Below are 16548 nucleotides of genomic sequence, written 5' to 3' on the forward strand. Positions count from 1 at the left end.
TCACTGGTCCGCCATGTCATACATTCTTACATAATCTATCTGCATCGCAGCCGGGAACACTGTCTCGTCCACACCTTCCTTACCTCCCCAGTTACCGCCAACAGCCACGTTCAGCAACAGGTAGAACTTTTTATCAAAAGGCCATCCCTCATGGCCTTTGTGTTCATTGGCCACCTGGTAATACACCTTCCCGTCGAGCAGGAAGGTGATATGGTCCGGTGTCCATTCAACAGCGTACACATGAAATTTATCATAAGGATTTTTAATGAAGATGCCCTTTGTTTTCTGTGTGCCGATGATATGATTGTAGGTTTTGCTGTGCAGGCTACCGAAGATACTGTCCTTCATATATCCTACATGTTCCATTACATCTATCTCGCCGCTCTCCGGCCATCCGCCATACTCATTTCCTGTAGGCAACATCCAGATGGCAGGCCACAGCCCTCTTCCTTTGGGGAGTTTGGCCTTCACCTCCAGCTTGCCATATTTCCAGTCCCCTTTATGTTGGGTGGTCATCCTCGCTGAAGTGTATTGATGATCGCCGCTGCCGGAATTCCTGGCGGTGATGTACAGGTTGCCATTCTCCACTTTGGCGTTATTGGTATCTGCGGCGGTATAAAACTGCAGCTCGTTATTTCCCCAGCCTGACTTACCCGTTTGATATCCCCATTTGGTGCTGTCCGGCAGCCCGGTGTAGTTAAATTCATCACTCCAGGTCAATTTCCATTTCTTATGCCGTTTAACCGACTGCGCCTGTGCTGTGGCCATATAGCAGCATCCCGCCACTATCACTAAAAGACCATAAATACTTTTTTTCATCTGCTTAAATGTCTGTCTGATTTATTTGAGTCTTGGGTTTACATCTTCCTGTGCCTGCGGGATGGGAATGAACTCACTTTGTCCCTTTACAAAACCTGGCAGCACCGTTGCGGCCTGGTCTGTTCTCACCAGGTCGTTGAACCTTTCACCCCACCATTCGCAAATCAGTTCTGCATGGCGTTCGTCCAGCACCTGCTGCAATGTTACATTGGAAAGTGATGCCAGCTTCACGCGGTTCCTCACCTGGTTCACTGCTGCATCGCCGCTCTGTCCCTTACGGATTTTGGCTTCCGCATTCATGAGCAGCACTTCTGCATAACGCATGATACGAACGTTATTATTTGCGCCATAATAATCTATCCTGTCAGGCGTCATTTGTGAGCGGGGAGAATAGGCTTTTCCGTTAAAGTATTTCTTCCTGGAAGCGTTGCCTGAAATGGTATCACCATCAGGTGTAACCGAATAAGTGCCGGGAACTCCGTTGACACCGCAGTACTGGATCGTTGTTTTCAGGCGGATACTGTCGTTACGTGAAGTCAGGAAATCCACTGCCTTTTGCGTGGGCACCATCCAACCCGGACCGGTAATGACAGGACTGTAGGTGTTTTCCGGGCCCTGGAAGAAAAAGAAGTTGCCCCATTCTTCACCGGGGCCACCGGAGATAACGATATCACCGGTAGACTTTCCGAAGTCGGAATATTGCAGTTCCAGGATGGATTCATCACATAACTTACCGGGCTTTTTAAACAGCTGGTAATAATCATTAAAGAGTGAGAACTTACCGCTGTTAACGATCTGGTTGGTGCAATCCAGCACCACGTCCCAGTAAGGGCTACCGTTGTTATTGCCGGCCAGGTCCATGGCCGCTTTCGCCTTTAACATCAGCGCGGTGTATTTGGTCACGGCGCCGATGTGGGTGGCCGCATTGGGACGGGCGTCTTCCAGGTTGGCAATACAAAAATCCATTTCAGCAATAACATGTTTTTTCACTTCTTCCACGGTGCTTTTGGTGGCAGCGCCCAGGGTGGTAGGGTCGTTGCTTTCTATGCCAAGAATAGGGACGGCGCCGTAGGTCCTGCAAAGCCAGAAATGGGCCAGCGCTCTGTAAAAGCGGACTTCCGCCTGATATTTTGCCAGCAGTTTCATCTTGTCCGCATCGTTGGCCGGGATGTTCTTTCCGAATTTATCCAATTCGGCCAGCGCGCTGTTGGCGCCCAATACTACAGAATACATGCTGATCCACATGTCGTTGATGCCCCAGTAGCTTTTTACGGTCACATCACTCTGAAAATTATGGATGGCGTTCTGTCCGGCGTCATCATTGCCCGGCGCTACGTCATCACTGTGCGAGGAACGGATGGCGACACTGATCCATTTGGCAAAGGTGCCACTGGCAGCTGTTCTGTACACACCAGACACCGGCTGGTACATCAGCGATAAATCCGTATAGTCGATATTGGTAGCCTGTGGCTGATTTTCCAGCGGGCGGTCTAAAAACTTGGAACAGCCCGTAGATACAAGTATGATCAGAAAAAAGATCGATATATAGCTTTTCATGTTTTCTTTTTTGTTTGCTGTTACAGGAAACATTTTCGTTTATCCGTTCACGGGAGACATCCTTAGAAAGTAGCCCTGACACCTAAGCTGTAAGTGGAGGAAACGGGATAAACGTTCGCGTCATAACCTGACACCGGGTAACCGCCGCTGGTATTGGTGCCTACTTCAGGCGTGAAACCATTGTACCGGGTAAACAGGAACGGCCTGTCAGCGGTGGCAAACACTCTCATTCCAACAGGGGATTTTTTGCCCACATTAAAATTGTAACCCAGCTGGATATTCTGGATACGCAGGTAAGCGCCGCTTTCTACGAAAAAGGAATTGCTGACTTTAAACCAGCCCTGTCCCAGTGCGTACGCAGAAGGGTAGGCGTTGGTAGAACCCGGGCCGGTCCACAGGCTGCTGGCAAATTTTTCATCCAGGTTCAGCGAGGTGGACGCTTTGTAAAGCCTTCCCCTGTTCAGGTTGAATATTTTGTTTCCGGACACGCCCTGGAAAGCGATGCTGAAATCGAACTGCTTATAGGTAAGCCCGATGTTGAAACCATAGGTCATTTTAGGAAGATAGCTTCCCATGTTGATACGGTCTTTGTCATCCAGCACACCGTCGCCGTTCTGGTCTTTATATTTAGGGAAACCGGGAAGGATAGGCGACGAAGATGTCTGATTATAATGGACAGCTACAGGGTCATTATTAATCTCCTGTTGTGTTTGGTAAACTCCGGTAAATTCGTATCCGTAGAAATAGTTGATCGGTTCACCTACCAATATACGATTGGGAAACTCTGCGGTCCACTCAGGGAAGCCGCTGGTAGAGCTGGGGAGCGTTCCTAAATTGGTGACCTTGTTTTTTAAGGTCGACAGATTGGCGCCAATGGAATAACCTACCTGACCTATTTTGTCTTTCCAGTTCAGGGCGAAGTCCCAGCCACTGTTCTGCATATCAGCCCAGTTGCCGTAAATAGTGGTGTAAGTAAAGGGGAATGGACGATAGAAGGCAGCTTTAGTGGTTTTTCTGTTGTAATAGTCGACAGAGCCGCTTAATTTCCCTTTGAACATTTCAAAGTCAACGCCACCATCCCACTCTGTCACCACTTCCCAGCTGATGTCTGTAAAGAACCGGTTCACAGAATAGCCCGGCACATACTCCCCGTTGGCGCCGCCGGTGCTGCCGAATACCGCGGAAGTGCTGTTACCGGTTTTAACGATCGCATAGCCCGCGTTGGCATTTACACCGTCATTACCCAGCTGGCCCCAGCTGCCTCTGAGTTTTAAGAAATCGAAGATGCGCTGGTCCTTCATAAATGCTTCTTTGCTGAGAACCCATCCCAGGCCTACAGACGGGAAGTATCCCCATTTGGTCTGGTACTTGGAACTGCCGTCTGCGCGGAAGGTGGCGGTCAGCAGGTATTTATTGTCAAAGTCGTAGGTAGCGCGGGTAAAATAGGACAGACCTGCATTGCGGGTGCCATTCTCTCCGTAGTAGGCAGCGCTGGGGGTACCCTGGCCGGCGTACCAGGACTCTTCCACGTTAGGCACATTGTCTGCTTCTGTCCGTGTCTGGCGCCAGCGCTCTTCCCTGGTTGATTGTCCCAGCAGTACGCTCCAGTGGTGCAGCCCTTTGCTGTCCTTATAGGTCAGCAGGTTGTCCAATATATAATTGGTGGTCCGCTCCTGGATGGATGTCAGGTGAGATACCGTAGAACCGGCGCCGGGGCCGAGGTTCATCACAGGCCTGTATTTTGTTCCCAGTAAGGAACCGTATATCTGGCTTAACTGCGACCGGAAAGTGATTTTATTTTCCCAGAAACCTGCTTCTGCATATATGGTCGGTAGCACCTGGAATGCTTTTGACCGGTCATAATTATAATAGGCGGAGGCCATCGGGTTTTTATCATCAGATCTTCCGATCACCGAAGGGGCGGTGAATTTTACCGGGAAGGCGTTCACGTTGGTGCTGTCATACACCGGGAACAACGGGGAGGCCGTATAGGCGTCCAGGAATGCGGAGCTGTTGGGACTGTAGGTGACCGAATTATTAAAGATAGCAGAGAAGCCCACCTTCAGCCAGGGGAATGCCCGGGCTTCCAGCTGGAGCCGTCCGTTATATCTTTTGAAGTTGTTCAGCGCATTCAGGATACCATCCTGATAAGTATAGTTGAGCCCCATGGAATAAGTTATCTTGTCACTTCCTCCCTGGATATCAATTCCATGGTTTGTCAGCAGAGCGCTTTTTCTTAGTATCACATCGTACCAGTCGGTGCTGGTGGTGGGATTCAGGCCACTACCCCCGTATTTCTGGGAAGACAACAGCACTGTGCCGGTGTCCGCAACGGAACCTCTTTGCAGGGAAAATGCCGTGTATTGCTGACCGTTGGCCATTTTCAGGACATGCGTCGGTTTCTGCACACCTACATAGCCATTGTAGGTCACGCGGGTCTTCATATTGGTTTTTCCTTTTTTGGTGGTGATCAACACCACGCCGTTGGCCGCACGCACCCCATAGATGGCTGCACCGGACGCATCTTTGAGAATGGACATGTCAGCAATATCGTTGGGATTAAGAAAGCTGATGTCATTGACAAACATGCCGTCCACCACATATAATGGATTTTCATTATTAAATGATCCCACCCCTCTGATACGGACGTTCGGGGAACTGCCCGGGGCGCCGCTGGTGACTACCTGCACGCCGGGGACGCTTCCCTGCAGCGCCTCCATAGGTGAAGCGGTAGTCCGCTTCAGCATGTTTTCCGTATTCACGGTGGTGATCGGTGCGGTGAGGTCGGCCTTCTTCTGCGTACCATAACCTACTACCACTACTTCTTCCAGCCCGGTGCTGGAAGATTCCAGCTGAATATGTAAAGTAGTACCGGTGATAGCGACCACCTGGCGCTTAAAACCTACCATCGACACAACAATGGAGTCTGCCCCGGGAGGCACAGAAAGGGTAAAAGCTCCTGCTTCATTGCTGGAGGTACCGATAACCGTACCTTTCACGCCTATGGAAGCCCCGATGACAGCTGCATTTTTGTCATCCGTCACAGTACCTTTTAAGATTTTGTTTTGGGCATTGGTGTTAAAATGGGCGATAATGGAAAGCACAAAGAAGATAAAAATTCTAAAGAACTTTTTTTTCATACGTAAAATTTAGTTTTTGGCTCGTTCCTGAATAAGTGGATCGTGGAAAAACAAAAGTAGGTCAGCCTGTCAGAAAAAGTTAATAAAACGCTACTTCATTACTACGTCTTATCCCGTAATTCTCTACTTTTATGGCAAAAGACACTACTACAATACTACTACATCAACCGGTGGAACCTGAAATATGACGAGGACCTTGCTTAATATGCTGTTTTTCTTCGGGCTGTTGTCAACATACTGCCATGCTGTACACGCCCAAAACGGAACAGGTATTCCCGCAGTGGTCAACTACACCAAATTCGATTATCACGGCGGCAGCCAGAACTGGGACATTGCACAGGACAAGCAAGGGGTCATGTATTTTGCCAACAATGAAGGACTGCTAAGTTTCGACGGCAGTCACTGGAAATTATACCCGCTGCCCAACAATACCGTGATATGGTCCCTGGCTATCAGCGATGACGGGAAAATCTATGTCGGAGGACAAGACGAAATAGGGTACTTCTCCCCCGGCCCGAATGGCATATTGACATATACCTCTTTAAAAAACAAAATTCCGGAACAGCATACCAGGTTCGCCGATGTATGGCATATTGCCATGATGGGCAACCGGATCTTTTTCCAGGCCGACGACCGCATCTTCGAATACAACGGTCAATCCGTCCGGGTACATCTGTCCGGTTCCCAATGGCTGTTCATGGCCCGCGCCGGCGACCGGATCTACGCGTCAGACCGGGTGGCAGGACTGATGCAATTGAACGAAGGCCAGTGGACGCCACTGCCGGAGAGTAAAAAGCTGGCGGGCGTGCTTATTGCCGGTATGGTGCCTGTCGGAAAAGACAGTGTTTTCATTGTGACGAGGACCAACGGTATCTTTTTATTGCATGATAATACCATCACCACACAAAATTTTACCGGGCATAATAATTTATATATCAACACCACCGCTAAAATCAACGACGCCGAATTTGCCATGGCCACTTCCTCCGGCGGATGCCTGGTAGTCAACATAAAAAATAATGAATGGCAGAGCTTTTCTGATGGACAGGGGCTTCAAAACAACAATGCATTGAGCATTTTCGTGGACGCCAACAGTAACCTGTGGACCGGATTAAACAGCGGGATCAGTTATATCAATTACAACTCCGCCATGAGGTACCTTCAGATCGGCAAAGCCAACAACCTGCCCGGATATTCCACACGGATATTCCATAACCGGCTGTATGTGGGTACTTCCAACGGGTTATACAGCGCGCCCTTGCCCGGCAATAGTGAAGTGCGTGTAACAAAAGATGATTTCTCGCTCGTCAAAAACACAGAGAACCGCGAAGCCTGGAACCTCCATGACATCAACGGGCACCTGCTGTTGGGCAATGACATCGGCAGTTATGACGTACAGGGCACCGAAGCCCATCTCCTTTCCGGTGGCACCGGCAGCTGGTATTTTCTGCCACTGTCTTCCGTATATCCGGCACAGGATATCGTTGTAGGCACCTACAACGGCCTGAAACGGCTCCGCTATGAAAGCGATAACTTTAAAGACGAAGGCAAAATGGACGGCCTGCCCGATTCCTACCGCTTTATGGCCCTGGACAACAACGGAGACATCTGGGCATCTCACCCCTACCGCGGCATTTATCGCTTCAGCTTATCACAAGACAAGAAAAAATACACGTCCCGGCTGTACACATCCAACGACGGGCTGCCTTCTGCGTTAAATAACTTCGTCTTCAAGATAAAAAACCGGATCCTCTTCGCCACCGCCCACGGCCTCTATGAATTTAATCCACAGACAAACCGGTTTTCCCCTTCGGCGTTCCTCGCTGCGGTGTTGGGCAACATAAAAATACACTACCTGACAGAAGACAAAGAAGGCAACATCTGGTTTAGCAACGAAAAAGGAACAGGGGTCATCCATTTTTTCCCTGCCGATGCCACCAGCAACCCAAATGTTATCTACTTCCCCGAACTGACCGGACAACTTCTTCCGAAGTTTGAAAACATATATATCTATAACCGGGAAAACGTATTCATTGGTTATGAAAAAGGCCTGATACACCTGGATTACAAAAGATATGCGGCAGCGAAACCCAATGTTACCATTCGTTTAGGTATGGTAAAATGTACCGGCAAAGCTGATAGTACCATCTTTGGCGGTTATCATCATGTTGGCGACGGGGAACTCCCCTCATTGCCCGCTGCCTTTAATGCCTTTCATTTTGAATACAGTTCCCCCTCCTACGAGTCCCGCAAAAGCATTGAGTACAGCTACCAACTGGAAGGCTATGACAGCGACTGGTCGGCCTGGGACACTAAAACGGAAAAAGATTATACAAACCTGTCAAACGGAAAATATATCTTCAAAATCAAAGCCCGCGACAACCAACACAATGAATCTGCTGTAGCGACCTACAGCTTTGTGATCAGAGCGCCCTGGTACAAAACCGTCTGGGCCATACTGGGCTACCTGTCCCTCTTCGCCGGCCTGATATGGCTGATACAAAGACACCAGCAGCATAAATTACTGGTACAACAGCAAAAGTTCGAGGAAGAGCAAAAAAGACTGAAATACATCCACCACCTGGAGCTGGAGAAAAACGAAAAGGAAATCATCAAACTTCAGAATGAAAAATTAGCACAGGAGATCCTGCTGAAGAAAAAAGAACTGGCCAATACCAGTATGCACCTGATGGAAAAAGCCGACACCCTCACCAAGATAAAGGAGAAAGTGTCCCGCCTTACCCAGGAAACGAACAATGACCACGATATCAAAAGCATCACTGACCTGATCAGGGACACGGAGAAGATCAATGCCAACTGGGATGCATTTGCCGCACATTTTGACGAACTCAATGATGGTTTCCTGAACAAACTGAAAAAACAATACCCGCAGCTCACCAATACCGATCTGAAGATGTGTACCTACATCAAGCTGAATTTAACCACCAAGGAGGTCTCCCAGCTGCTTAATATTACCGTCCGGGGTGTGGAAGTAAGCCGGTACAGGATCAGAAAAAAAATCGGCCTGCAAACGGAGCAGTCATTGAGTAATTTCCTGAACCAGATTTAAGCTGCATACAAACAGGAATTGCTGATCAATCCTGAATACTGTCATAAAAGGGATTAGTTTGCGGCGGCGGGAAGAATTTCTTCTATAATAGTGTTTTGCATCTTTCCCGGTTGTTGTAGTGTGATCATGTGACCGGCGTTATACCAGTACAGCTTTTTTTTGGGAGCTGTAACGCTGTTATAGAACTGTTCGGCCACTTCCGGATGTGTGATATAATCATCTTTGCCCAGCAGAAAATATAAAGGGCATTTGATTTCCTTTATTTCTGTTATCGGGTTGAAGTCATTATACTGCTTAATAACACTCATCCAGGGCCTTGCCAGTTTCAAATATTCTTCTTGCGGAGGAAGGGCTTTGTAAACTTTCTGTCCATGATAGGTGAACATCCATTTCCGCAGCAGGAAAATATCTTCTTCCCGCTCAAATGGATAATGGATAGATGCTATTTCGGTCTGCGCTTTCTGATCATCTCTTTTCTGCGCTTCTGATGTCACAAACCGGAGAGACAATTTTTCGCTTTCTCCCATGGCAATACCCGGGCTGATCAGGATACAGGCATAAATCAGTCCGGGAGCTTTGTCCGCTGCCTGTATAGCAAGGTATCCTCCCCAGGAATTACCGGCCAGAAACAGTTTTTTCCGGTTATAGTGTTGCAGGAGATGTATGATGACTTTCTGTACATCTTCGTGTATGGCAGCCAATAAGAGTGGAGCGTCAGGGCTTAGCGTCGCTGTTTTCCCTGTTCCTCGCTGGTCCCATTGCACAACGATAAAGTGCTTGCGAAGTTTATTGGTAAACCTGTCGGCGTAGGAAATGGCAGAAGCTCCCGGTCCTCCGTGCAACCACAATAACAATGGTGCATTACGATTATCTCCCTTCATAGTTATCCATTGCCGGAAATCTCCAATTTGTGCGGCATAAGCCGTATCTATGCCTTTTTGTGCGGTAAGCATGCTAAACCACAGGCATCCGCATACCATACAAAACAATGACTTGAAATTATTTCCCGGCAGCCACTTGAATAGTTGTACTGAATGACCCATAGGCATACTCGATAGCTTTGTTAAGCGAAAGATTTACAATACTATCGTAAAAATATCAAAATTCATAGCCACGGTTGGAGACACCCGGAGAAACAGTAATAACGGCATCTCCGGGTGGCCACCGGTATTACTGCACTACTACCCCACCAGGATTATAGTAATGGTTCAGTATCCAGCGATAATCTTTATCACTGGCCCAGAAGCTGGAGCCCCACTGGCACATGCCTCTGCCATGGCCGCTGGTGGCGCGTCCGGCGCAACGGGCATCAGAGATGCAGGGCCATGAACTGCCGGTGCCGCTATATCCGTCGCCACAGCCGGCATTGTTGTTTTCAGCGGAATACTCTGACCTGAAAATAGCGCCGTTCTGTGACAGGTAGACACCTGCGGTAGCACTGGCTGCATTGATGCAGGACGAAGCGGTCTGGCTGCCCCATACCTGTGAGCAGGTGGTACTGGAGATATCATAGTTGCTTTTTATCGGATGCAGCACATGCCATGCGCCGTAAGAGCGGTAAGCTACCGCGCCCGCCTGCAGGGAAGCGGCTTTCCAGCTGGAAATCCACTCGTTGTCAAGTCCTGTTCCGGTATAGGATTCCAGGCTCATGACCTGTACGCTGCTACAGGTAAGGCAGGAGCAGTTGAGCCCTACGCGGATACTGGCAGGCAGGCTCAATGCAGCAGCTGCCTTTCCGTTGGCCGCCATGCTACGTTCTGCAGCGACAGCCAACGCTTCGCGCTGTTGTGCATCGCCGGCTGTTCTGTCCAGCATTCCCTGGCTCAGGTATTCCACCTCTTCGTTGCCGGTCCTGCCATCAGCCTGCGCGGCCTGTGCTCCGGCATCACGGAGCGCGATCTTAAACGTATAGGCGCCGGGTATAAGGTAGAAATTCTTCAATACATGTGTAACGTACCCTGGCCTGGCAGCACTGAGGGTGATGGTTGCGGGTTTTACAGACAGATCGGCCGCAGGCGCTTCAACAGGGAAAGTGGTGCTGAAATAGCCCCTGCTGTCTGTTCTGGCCGTATGGCCGCCCAGGTCCAGCGCCACATCCGCCAGGGGCGCATGGGCGGTAGCATCGCTCAAATATCCGCTGATGGTGACGGTATTGGCATTTTCCGTGTTCCTCGCAGCAGCGGTATTCACCTGAGGGTCCAGGTGGACCTGCGCGCGGATAACGGAATCTTCACCGGCGGAGAAATAGGTTTCCAGTTGGTTATATCCCTGCCCGCTTATCACGAAAGTGAATTTCCCGTTGGTGGCCGGGAAGGATACCTCACCATTTTTTCCGGCTGTCAGCCGGCTTTCTTTTCCATCAGGCGCTTTCACCGTAATGGCAGCATCCGGGACGGCAAAACCGGTAACAACGTCTGTAACGGTGAACGATATACGGGTGGTTTTAGCATTGGACGGATGGTCCGGATTACCGGCAGTGTCCTTCTTTTCGCAGGAGCTGGCAATAGCGCAACCGGCGAGGGTGATCATCAGGAATTGTTTTCTCATGTATATGGATTTTGGGTTAAAGGTTTTTCAGGTCCGTGGAATCTATAAAATCTTCGTGCTGCTTCACTGAAACTACTACTTATGACTGCAACCGCATTTCCGGAGAGAGGATGTACATAAAACATAAAGGCGTGCCTGTAGTTCAGGCACGCCTTTATCATTAAAGACTTTTCGGGTTACGAGGATCAGTCCCAGTATTTCTCCCCTTTTTTCATTTTTTCAAGGGTAGATTCATAGTTCTTTTTCTCGTCGCCGTCAGCCTTGTTCATGGCTTTTTCTTCCCATACCAGGGCATCCGACTTTTTACCGGCTTTATACAGCAGGTTGGCATAAGTGTCCATAAAAGCAGGGATCTCATTGTCTTTGAAAGAACGTTTGCTCCATTCCAACGCCTCTTCTATGCATTTGGCGTCATTGCATTTTTCGAAGATGGTCCAGGCATATTCGTTCAGTGACTGTGGATCTGCTTTGTGGCCGTATTTTTTCATATAGGCCACGATGCTGGTCACAGCGTGGTCTGCATCTTTGGTAAATACGTAGTACCTGACTTTGGATTTCAGTATCAGCTCTTCTGCGATAGCAGGGTATTTGGCTTTCACATCTTTTTCAATGCCGGCCCAGTCCGGCGCAGTGTTGTCTTTGGTGCGCAGACGGGGATATACTTCTTCGTTGGCCGCAATCGCCAGTACTTTCTCTTCTGCTTTGCCAGCGCCCAGCACCTTGTTCACTTTGTCCGCATGATGCAGGAACATATCAAAACCCGGATCTTTGGAGCTTTGGGTGAATTTGCTCACAAAGTTGATATTGACAGGTGTATAGAGGTCTTTTTGTTGACTGAGATAATCTTTGGCCACCGCATTGGCATTGGCCTGATCATATTTTTCCAGCGCCAGGTAAGCCAGCTTACGCAGAAAAGCGGTATCTCTCTGGCCACCCTGGTATTTAGCCAGCTGCGGATAGTATTGTTTGGCCGGCTCCAGGGAAGCGGCACATCTTTCGATGAACTGCTCCGCGTCAGCACCGCCTACCTGGCGGTCTACGATCTGCCCGTCCGGTCCAAACACCAGGAAAGTAGGATAAGCGCGTATGCTGTAATCCTTTTCTATCTGCCGGGCGTCAGTATACCATTTTTTTACATCTTCACCGTCTTTGTCCGTTTGGTCCATCTGTACCTTTACATTGATGTACCGGGCATTCATAAAGTTGCCCACCGACTCCTGGGGGAAAATGTTGGCAGACATGTACTTGCAGGGACCGCACCAGGTGGTGTAACAGTCCACAAAAATGTACTTGTTCTCTGCTTTTGCTTTGGCTTTTACTTCAGCCCAGCTGGTGCCGTGCTCGAAATGCATGCCCTTATCCTGTGCTACAGCCATTAAAGGTAACCAGGAGGCTAACAAGAGGAGTTTCTTCATAACTAGTTGTGTGTTGGTTTAAGATATAGACCGAATTTAAGGGAATTTCATATATGGCCGGCCGTTATATCACCTATTCTTATCTAGGCACCGCAACGGGATAGCACCGTCCCACCGCAACGTTAAACGACATGAAACCATTATTTGTACCGGCATTTATGCTTATGGCCTGCCTGTTTTTCAGTCGTCTGCAAAAAGATGATAGCCAGGAATAGTGTAGTGGTCCTGAAATAGTTCAACAGAAAAAACTATTCCACCAATCCCAATGCTGTGAACATGCGTTCATAGATCGCTTTCACCACAGCATTTTTTTTAACATTGTAAGCGCCTGCATTCTCCACACCCCGGGCCGCTTCATATTTGATGGCAGCATAACGGTCACGGTCCTCCGCATGTTCCCGGAGCCAGTTACGGAACAGGATATGCCGGATGGCTTCGGGGCAATCAGGACTGAAAACATGCAGGTTCACCCGCGGGTTTTCCAGCCTGAGCATACGATGCTGGTACCACGAGGGCTCTCTGACTTCCAGCCGGTAGCCCAGTGTTTCAAGGGCAGGAACATACGCCTCTTCTCTCGAAGCATCAGCTACGGTCACGTCTATATCTATCACCGGTTTGGCCGGAAGCTGTGCCACCGCGGTGGAACCAACATGCTCTATATGCAGGGCTGTTGTGCCGAGGGCCTGTTGCACCGCAACTTTCAGCTCTTCAAACAATACAGGCCACTGCGAATCATAATCTTCAATGTGGATTTGTTCTTTCCTGGGAACCCCTTGCACCCAGGGCACTTCATTAGGGTCAGATTCCACCTGGTGAATGATATCAGCCACAGCAAGCGACGAAGGAATATTATACAGGTTACGGTCAACAGACATCTTCTTTTCTATTTTCCTTGCAAAATACAAATATCTCAATAGGCAAAAGGAATGATAGCATTTTCAGGCATTATCCCTTCTTTAAAACTGCTATTGACTTAGCCTTCACTGTTCATGCGACCTGTCCTTTCACCGCCGGTTTACGGAACACGGTAGGGCTCACGCCATGATGCTTTCTGAACACCCTGTTAAGATGGCTTTCATCGGTGAACCCGAACTCGTCAGCGATCTGGCCTATCGTCAGCGCACTGTTGAGCAGCCGCTGTTCTACCAGCTTAATCCGGTACTGGCTGATATACTGTTGCAGTCCCACACCGGTAAACTTCTTAAAATATTCGCTCACATAGTTGCCGGAAAGATGGAAACTGGCGGCCAGGTAATCCATTTTTAATTTATCCGGTTCCCCGATATGCGTATGTATATGTACCAGCATGCTGTTGATCAGTGGTTCTTCGGTCTCATGGCGGGAACTTTCCCGGCTGCTGTCGGCCACATTGCGGGCCAGTATGTTGAGCAACAGCGAGATAAAATGTTGCATATTCTCCTGGTAGTGTTCCTTCTGCTGCTCATGTTCTTCAATCATGCTGTGTATCAGCTGCCCGATAATACGGTGGTCTGCCGGATCGGTGATCTGTATACACTGAAAGCGGTTGTGCTGAAAGAATATGTGCTCCAGTTGTTTCAGCCACCGGAGCGCACGCTCCTGGTCCTGTGCCTGTTTATACTGGGAGATAAATATCTCAGAGAAACGGATCGAACAGAAACGTGTCGGTGTTTCGCTGTGAAATCCCCGGCAATCCAGGGGCGTAAAAAGGAAGGTATCACCCTGGGAAAAAGTCAGTTTGTTCCTGTTCACCTCGCGGGAACCGCTGCCTTCCAGTATATGCACGATCTCAAAAAAGTGATATACCAGTGGTAGTTTCTCCCACTGCTCTTCTGCTGACACCTGTAAATCGAACGGCCGGTACAGTAATTTTTCCATACCTGTAAATATACAGAATAAACCCGGGTATATACCTCCGCCACCAGCGCCGCCCTTCCTAATTTTGACTTGTCAATAAAACAAAAAACGATATCAACATGAACAACAATAACATCACCGCCACAGCGATCATCACAGGCCAACAACAATATTTCACCACTGCCGACGGGGTACGCATTGCCTGGCAGCTGGACGGCGAGGAAGATAAACCAGTGGTGGTACTGTCTAATTCCATTGCTACGGACTATCACATGTGGGATGCGCAGATAGCCGCATTCACGCCGCATTTCAGAGTTTTACGTTTCGACACCAGGGGCAACGGTGCTTCCGGTTCACCGGCCGGCGACTATTCAATAAACCGTATGTCCATAGACGTTATTGAACTGCTGGACCACCTCGGCTTCGACCGTGTTCATTTCATCGGCCTGTCGCTTGGCGGCTTTATCGCCCAGTACATCGCCATTCATATGCCGGAAAGAATAGACAAACTGATACTGGCCCATACGGCCGCGCATCTCGGCCCGCAGGACGGCTTCAACAACAATATCAAATCCCTCCGGGAGCATGCCGACATGGCGCCATTTGCACAGATGTTCATCCGCAACTGGTTCCCCGAAAAACTGATCTCCGCCAATGACGCCCGCATACAGCCTTTCCGGGAAGTGATACTGGCCATGTCCCCCACCGGGCTGGCAGGCTCTTTCGCCGCCGTACGCGATAGCGATCTTCGTAACACAGCCCCGTTAATTACCCACCGTACACTGGTCATCGGAGGAGACAACGACACCGTTACCTTACCGGAACACAGCGTCTACCTCGCAGAATCCATTCCGGACGCACAGCTGGTCATGCTGCCCGCCGTACACCTGTCCAATGTGGAACTGGCGGAAGATTTCAACCGCATCGCACTGTACTTCCTGCAATAAAATTAGCTATCTTGGTGGCCATTGTCAGCTATGGAGACACCACTGATCGACCAGGAACTTTTACTCGAACGCTTCGACGGCAAAGGCGGATGGACTTTCATCCGCCTTCCCGACGTGCCCAAAGGCCAACAGGGCTACTTCGGTATGCGCAAAGTACACGGCTTCATTGATCAGTATGAGCTGCCTCCCTGCAACCTGATGCCTTTTAAAAAAGGCGTCATGATGTTGCCCGTAAAAGCCGCCATCCGCAAACAAATAAAGAAAGAAGCCGGCGACCGCGTCAGGTTGATACTATATCCGGCCGGGCAACAAACCAAAGAAATCATTCCCGGCGACTTTATGGAATGCCTCCGCGACGAACCCGCCGCGCTGCGCAACTTCCAGGCCATGCCACCTGCCGATCAGGAAAAATGCCTGCAATGGCTGATGGAGGTAAGTGTGCCCGATGCCAGGATACAACGCATGGCAGACGCGATCAATCATCTCGCAGAAGGCAGGAGTTATCTCGGTACAAAAATCAAATAATCAACTTATTCAGGTAAAGGACTGGCAAACCGCTGGATAGCCGGATTAAAATCAATCATGCGAGATGTCACGGTTATTCATCTGTTTGCGCATATCTTCGAGGATCTTGTTAGCCTCATCATAACGCGCATTTACAATTGGCAAAGTTCTCCTGACATAAGAACTGATGGCTGTATCTTTTGCATTGGAATATTGGGCCAGTCTTTCAGCTGTCCGTTTCTGTTCTTTCACCATCCGTGTAATATAAGCCCGGTCCATGTTATCGCGGTCACGCAGCAACCCAATCTCATCCTGGTCATCACGGCTCAGCTGCGGCGCCAGTGTGGAACCCTCCTGACGGGCGATCTCCTGCAACAGCAAGGTGGAAGCTGTCCGTTCCTTCACAATATCGGCACCGAATTTTTTCACCCTGGGGTCTTTGGCTTTCTGGGCAGCCAGTTCGCCCAGCTTGATTTCTTTCAGATCAGACGCGGCCATATGACTAAGGAAACTTCGCTCATCCGCCGGCTCCCCGCCTTTTTCGTGCGTAGCGGCGGCGGTACTGTCACGGCCCTCTGCCTGTTCCGGTTTATGCTGCTGGCCGCAGGCCATCAGCGCTATAGCCAGCACAGGAATACAAAGCTTTTTCATAATCACGGTTTTTTAAAAAAGCCTCAATTGGGATGCCAGTTGTAACAAGGTCTGTCATCGGG

At 49.4% G+C, this 16548-nt stretch carries 12 protein-coding genes; 3 read left to right on the plus strand and 9 right to left on the minus strand.

Translation table 11 applies throughout. The features are described from left to right. From HGH92_RS03385 to HGH92_RS03395, 3 genes are all read right to left on the minus strand, one after another. On the minus strand, positions 1–819 hold the full coding sequence (locus HGH92_RS03385; RefSeq protein WP_168869342.1) for a family 16 glycosylhydrolase: 819 nt from the start codon (positions 817–819) through the stop codon (positions 1–3). A 21-nt stretch (positions 820–840) separates the two neighbouring features. Then, a complete protein-coding gene (locus tag HGH92_RS03390; protein ID WP_168869343.1) occupies positions 841–2376 on the minus strand; it encodes a RagB/SusD family nutrient uptake outer membrane protein in 1536 nt (511 codons plus the stop codon). Between the two features lie 62 nt (positions 2377–2438). Continuing rightward, the gene (locus HGH92_RS03395; RefSeq protein ID WP_168869344.1) at positions 2439–5516 is read right to left on the minus strand and encodes a SusC/RagA family TonB-linked outer membrane protein; all 3078 of its coding nucleotides are present in this window, start codon (positions 5514–5516) and stop codon (positions 2439–2441) included. Between the two features lie 184 nt (positions 5517–5700). Here HGH92_RS03395 and HGH92_RS03400 point away from each other — a divergent pair, with 184 nt between their 5' ends. Next, positions 5701–8586, plus strand: coding sequence for a triple tyrosine motif-containing protein (locus HGH92_RS03400; RefSeq protein ID WP_168869345.1), 2886 nt, complete (start codon positions 5701–5703; stop codon positions 8584–8586). Positions 8587–8639: 53 nt separating this feature from the next. Here HGH92_RS03400 and HGH92_RS03405 read toward each other — a convergent pair whose 3' ends face one another. The 5 genes from HGH92_RS03405 to HGH92_RS03425 form a co-directional block, all read right to left on the minus strand. Further along, the gene (locus tag HGH92_RS03405; RefSeq protein WP_168869346.1) at positions 8640–9539 is read right to left on the minus strand and encodes an alpha/beta hydrolase family protein; all 900 of its coding nucleotides are present in this window, start codon (positions 9537–9539) and stop codon (positions 8640–8642) included. Between the two features lie 217 nt (positions 9540–9756). After that, positions 9757–11133, minus strand: a complete 1377-nt coding sequence (locus HGH92_RS03410; RefSeq protein ID WP_168869347.1) for a SpoIID/LytB domain-containing protein — start codon at positions 11131–11133, stop codon at positions 9757–9759. A gap of 185 nt (positions 11134–11318) precedes the next feature. Then, positions 11319–12548, minus strand: a complete 1230-nt coding sequence (locus HGH92_RS03415) for a thioredoxin family protein (RefSeq protein ID WP_168869348.1) — start codon at positions 12546–12548, stop codon at positions 11319–11321. Positions 12549–12796: 248 nt separating this feature from the next. After that, a complete protein-coding gene (locus HGH92_RS03420; RefSeq protein WP_168869349.1) occupies positions 12797–13423 on the minus strand; it encodes a GrpB family protein in 627 nt (208 codons plus the stop codon). 112 nt (positions 13424–13535) lie between these two features. Next, positions 13536–14405 carry a helix-turn-helix domain-containing protein gene (locus HGH92_RS03425; protein WP_168869350.1) on the minus strand — a complete coding sequence of 290 codons (870 nt, stop codon included), beginning with the start codon at positions 14403–14405 and terminating at the stop codon, positions 13536–13538. Positions 14406–14503: 98 nt separating this feature from the next. On the opposite strand from HGH92_RS03425, the gene HGH92_RS03430 reads away from it, so the two are divergent. Together HGH92_RS03430 and HGH92_RS03435 are read left to right on the plus strand one after the other, a co-directional pair. Next, on the plus strand, positions 14504–15331 hold the full coding sequence (locus HGH92_RS03430) for an alpha/beta fold hydrolase (protein WP_168869351.1): 828 nt from the start codon (positions 14504–14506) through the stop codon (positions 15329–15331). A gap of 30 nt (positions 15332–15361) precedes the next feature. Then, on the plus strand, positions 15362–15856 hold the full coding sequence (locus HGH92_RS03435) for a YdeI/OmpD-associated family protein (protein WP_168869352.1): 495 nt from the start codon (positions 15362–15364) through the stop codon (positions 15854–15856). A gap of 51 nt (positions 15857–15907) precedes the next feature. Here the strand turns inward: HGH92_RS03435 and HGH92_RS03440 are convergent, their stop codons facing one another. Beyond that, positions 15908–16486, minus strand: a complete 579-nt coding sequence (locus HGH92_RS03440) for a DUF4142 domain-containing protein (protein ID WP_168869353.1) — start codon at positions 16484–16486, stop codon at positions 15908–15910. Positions 16487–16548: the final 62 nt, after the last annotated feature.

Origin of the sequence: Chitinophaga varians, assembly GCF_012641275.1 — a bacterium.
In the GTDB taxonomy this organism is placed as follows: Bacteria; Bacteroidota; Bacteroidia; order Chitinophagales; family Chitinophagaceae; genus Chitinophaga; species Chitinophaga varians_A.

Coding starts and splice junctions, on each gene's coding strand:
- HGH92_RS03395 (WP_168869344.1), bottom strand. CDS start 5,516: ATGAAAAAAAAGTTCTTTAGAATTTTTATCTTCTTTGTGCTTTCCATT.
- HGH92_RS03385 (WP_168869342.1), bottom strand. CDS start 819: ATGAAAAAAAGTATTTATGGTCTTTTAGTGATAGTGGCGGGATGCTGC.
- HGH92_RS03405 (WP_168869346.1), bottom strand. CDS start 9,539: ATGCTTACCGCACAAAAAGGCATAGATACGGCTTATGCCGCACAAATT.
- HGH92_RS03440 (WP_168869353.1), bottom strand. CDS start 16,486: ATGAAAAAGCTTTGTATTCCTGTGCTGGCTATAGCGCTGATGGCCTGC.
- HGH92_RS03425 (WP_168869350.1), bottom strand. CDS start 14,405: ATGGAAAAATTACTGTACCGGCCGTTCGATTTACAGGTGTCAGCAGAA.
- HGH92_RS03415 (WP_168869348.1), bottom strand. CDS start 12,548: ATGAAGAAACTCCTCTTGTTAGCCTCCTGGTTACCTTTAATGGCTGTA.
- HGH92_RS03410 (WP_168869347.1), bottom strand. CDS start 11,133: ATGAGAAAACAATTCCTGATGATCACCCTCGCCGGTTGCGCTATTGCC.
- HGH92_RS03400 (WP_168869345.1), top strand. CDS start 5,701: ATGACGAGGACCTTGCTTAATATGCTGTTTTTCTTCGGGCTGTTGTCA.
- HGH92_RS03390 (WP_168869343.1), bottom strand. CDS start 2,376: ATGAAAAGCTATATATCGATCTTTTTTCTGATCATACTTGTATCTACG.
- HGH92_RS03430 (WP_168869351.1), top strand. CDS start 14,504: ATGAACAACAATAACATCACCGCCACAGCGATCATCACAGGCCAACAA.
- HGH92_RS03420 (WP_168869349.1), bottom strand. CDS start 13,423: ATGTCTGTTGACCGTAACCTGTATAATATTCCTTCGTCGCTTGCTGTG.
- HGH92_RS03435 (WP_168869352.1), top strand. CDS start 15,362: ATGGAGACACCACTGATCGACCAGGAACTTTTACTCGAACGCTTCGAC.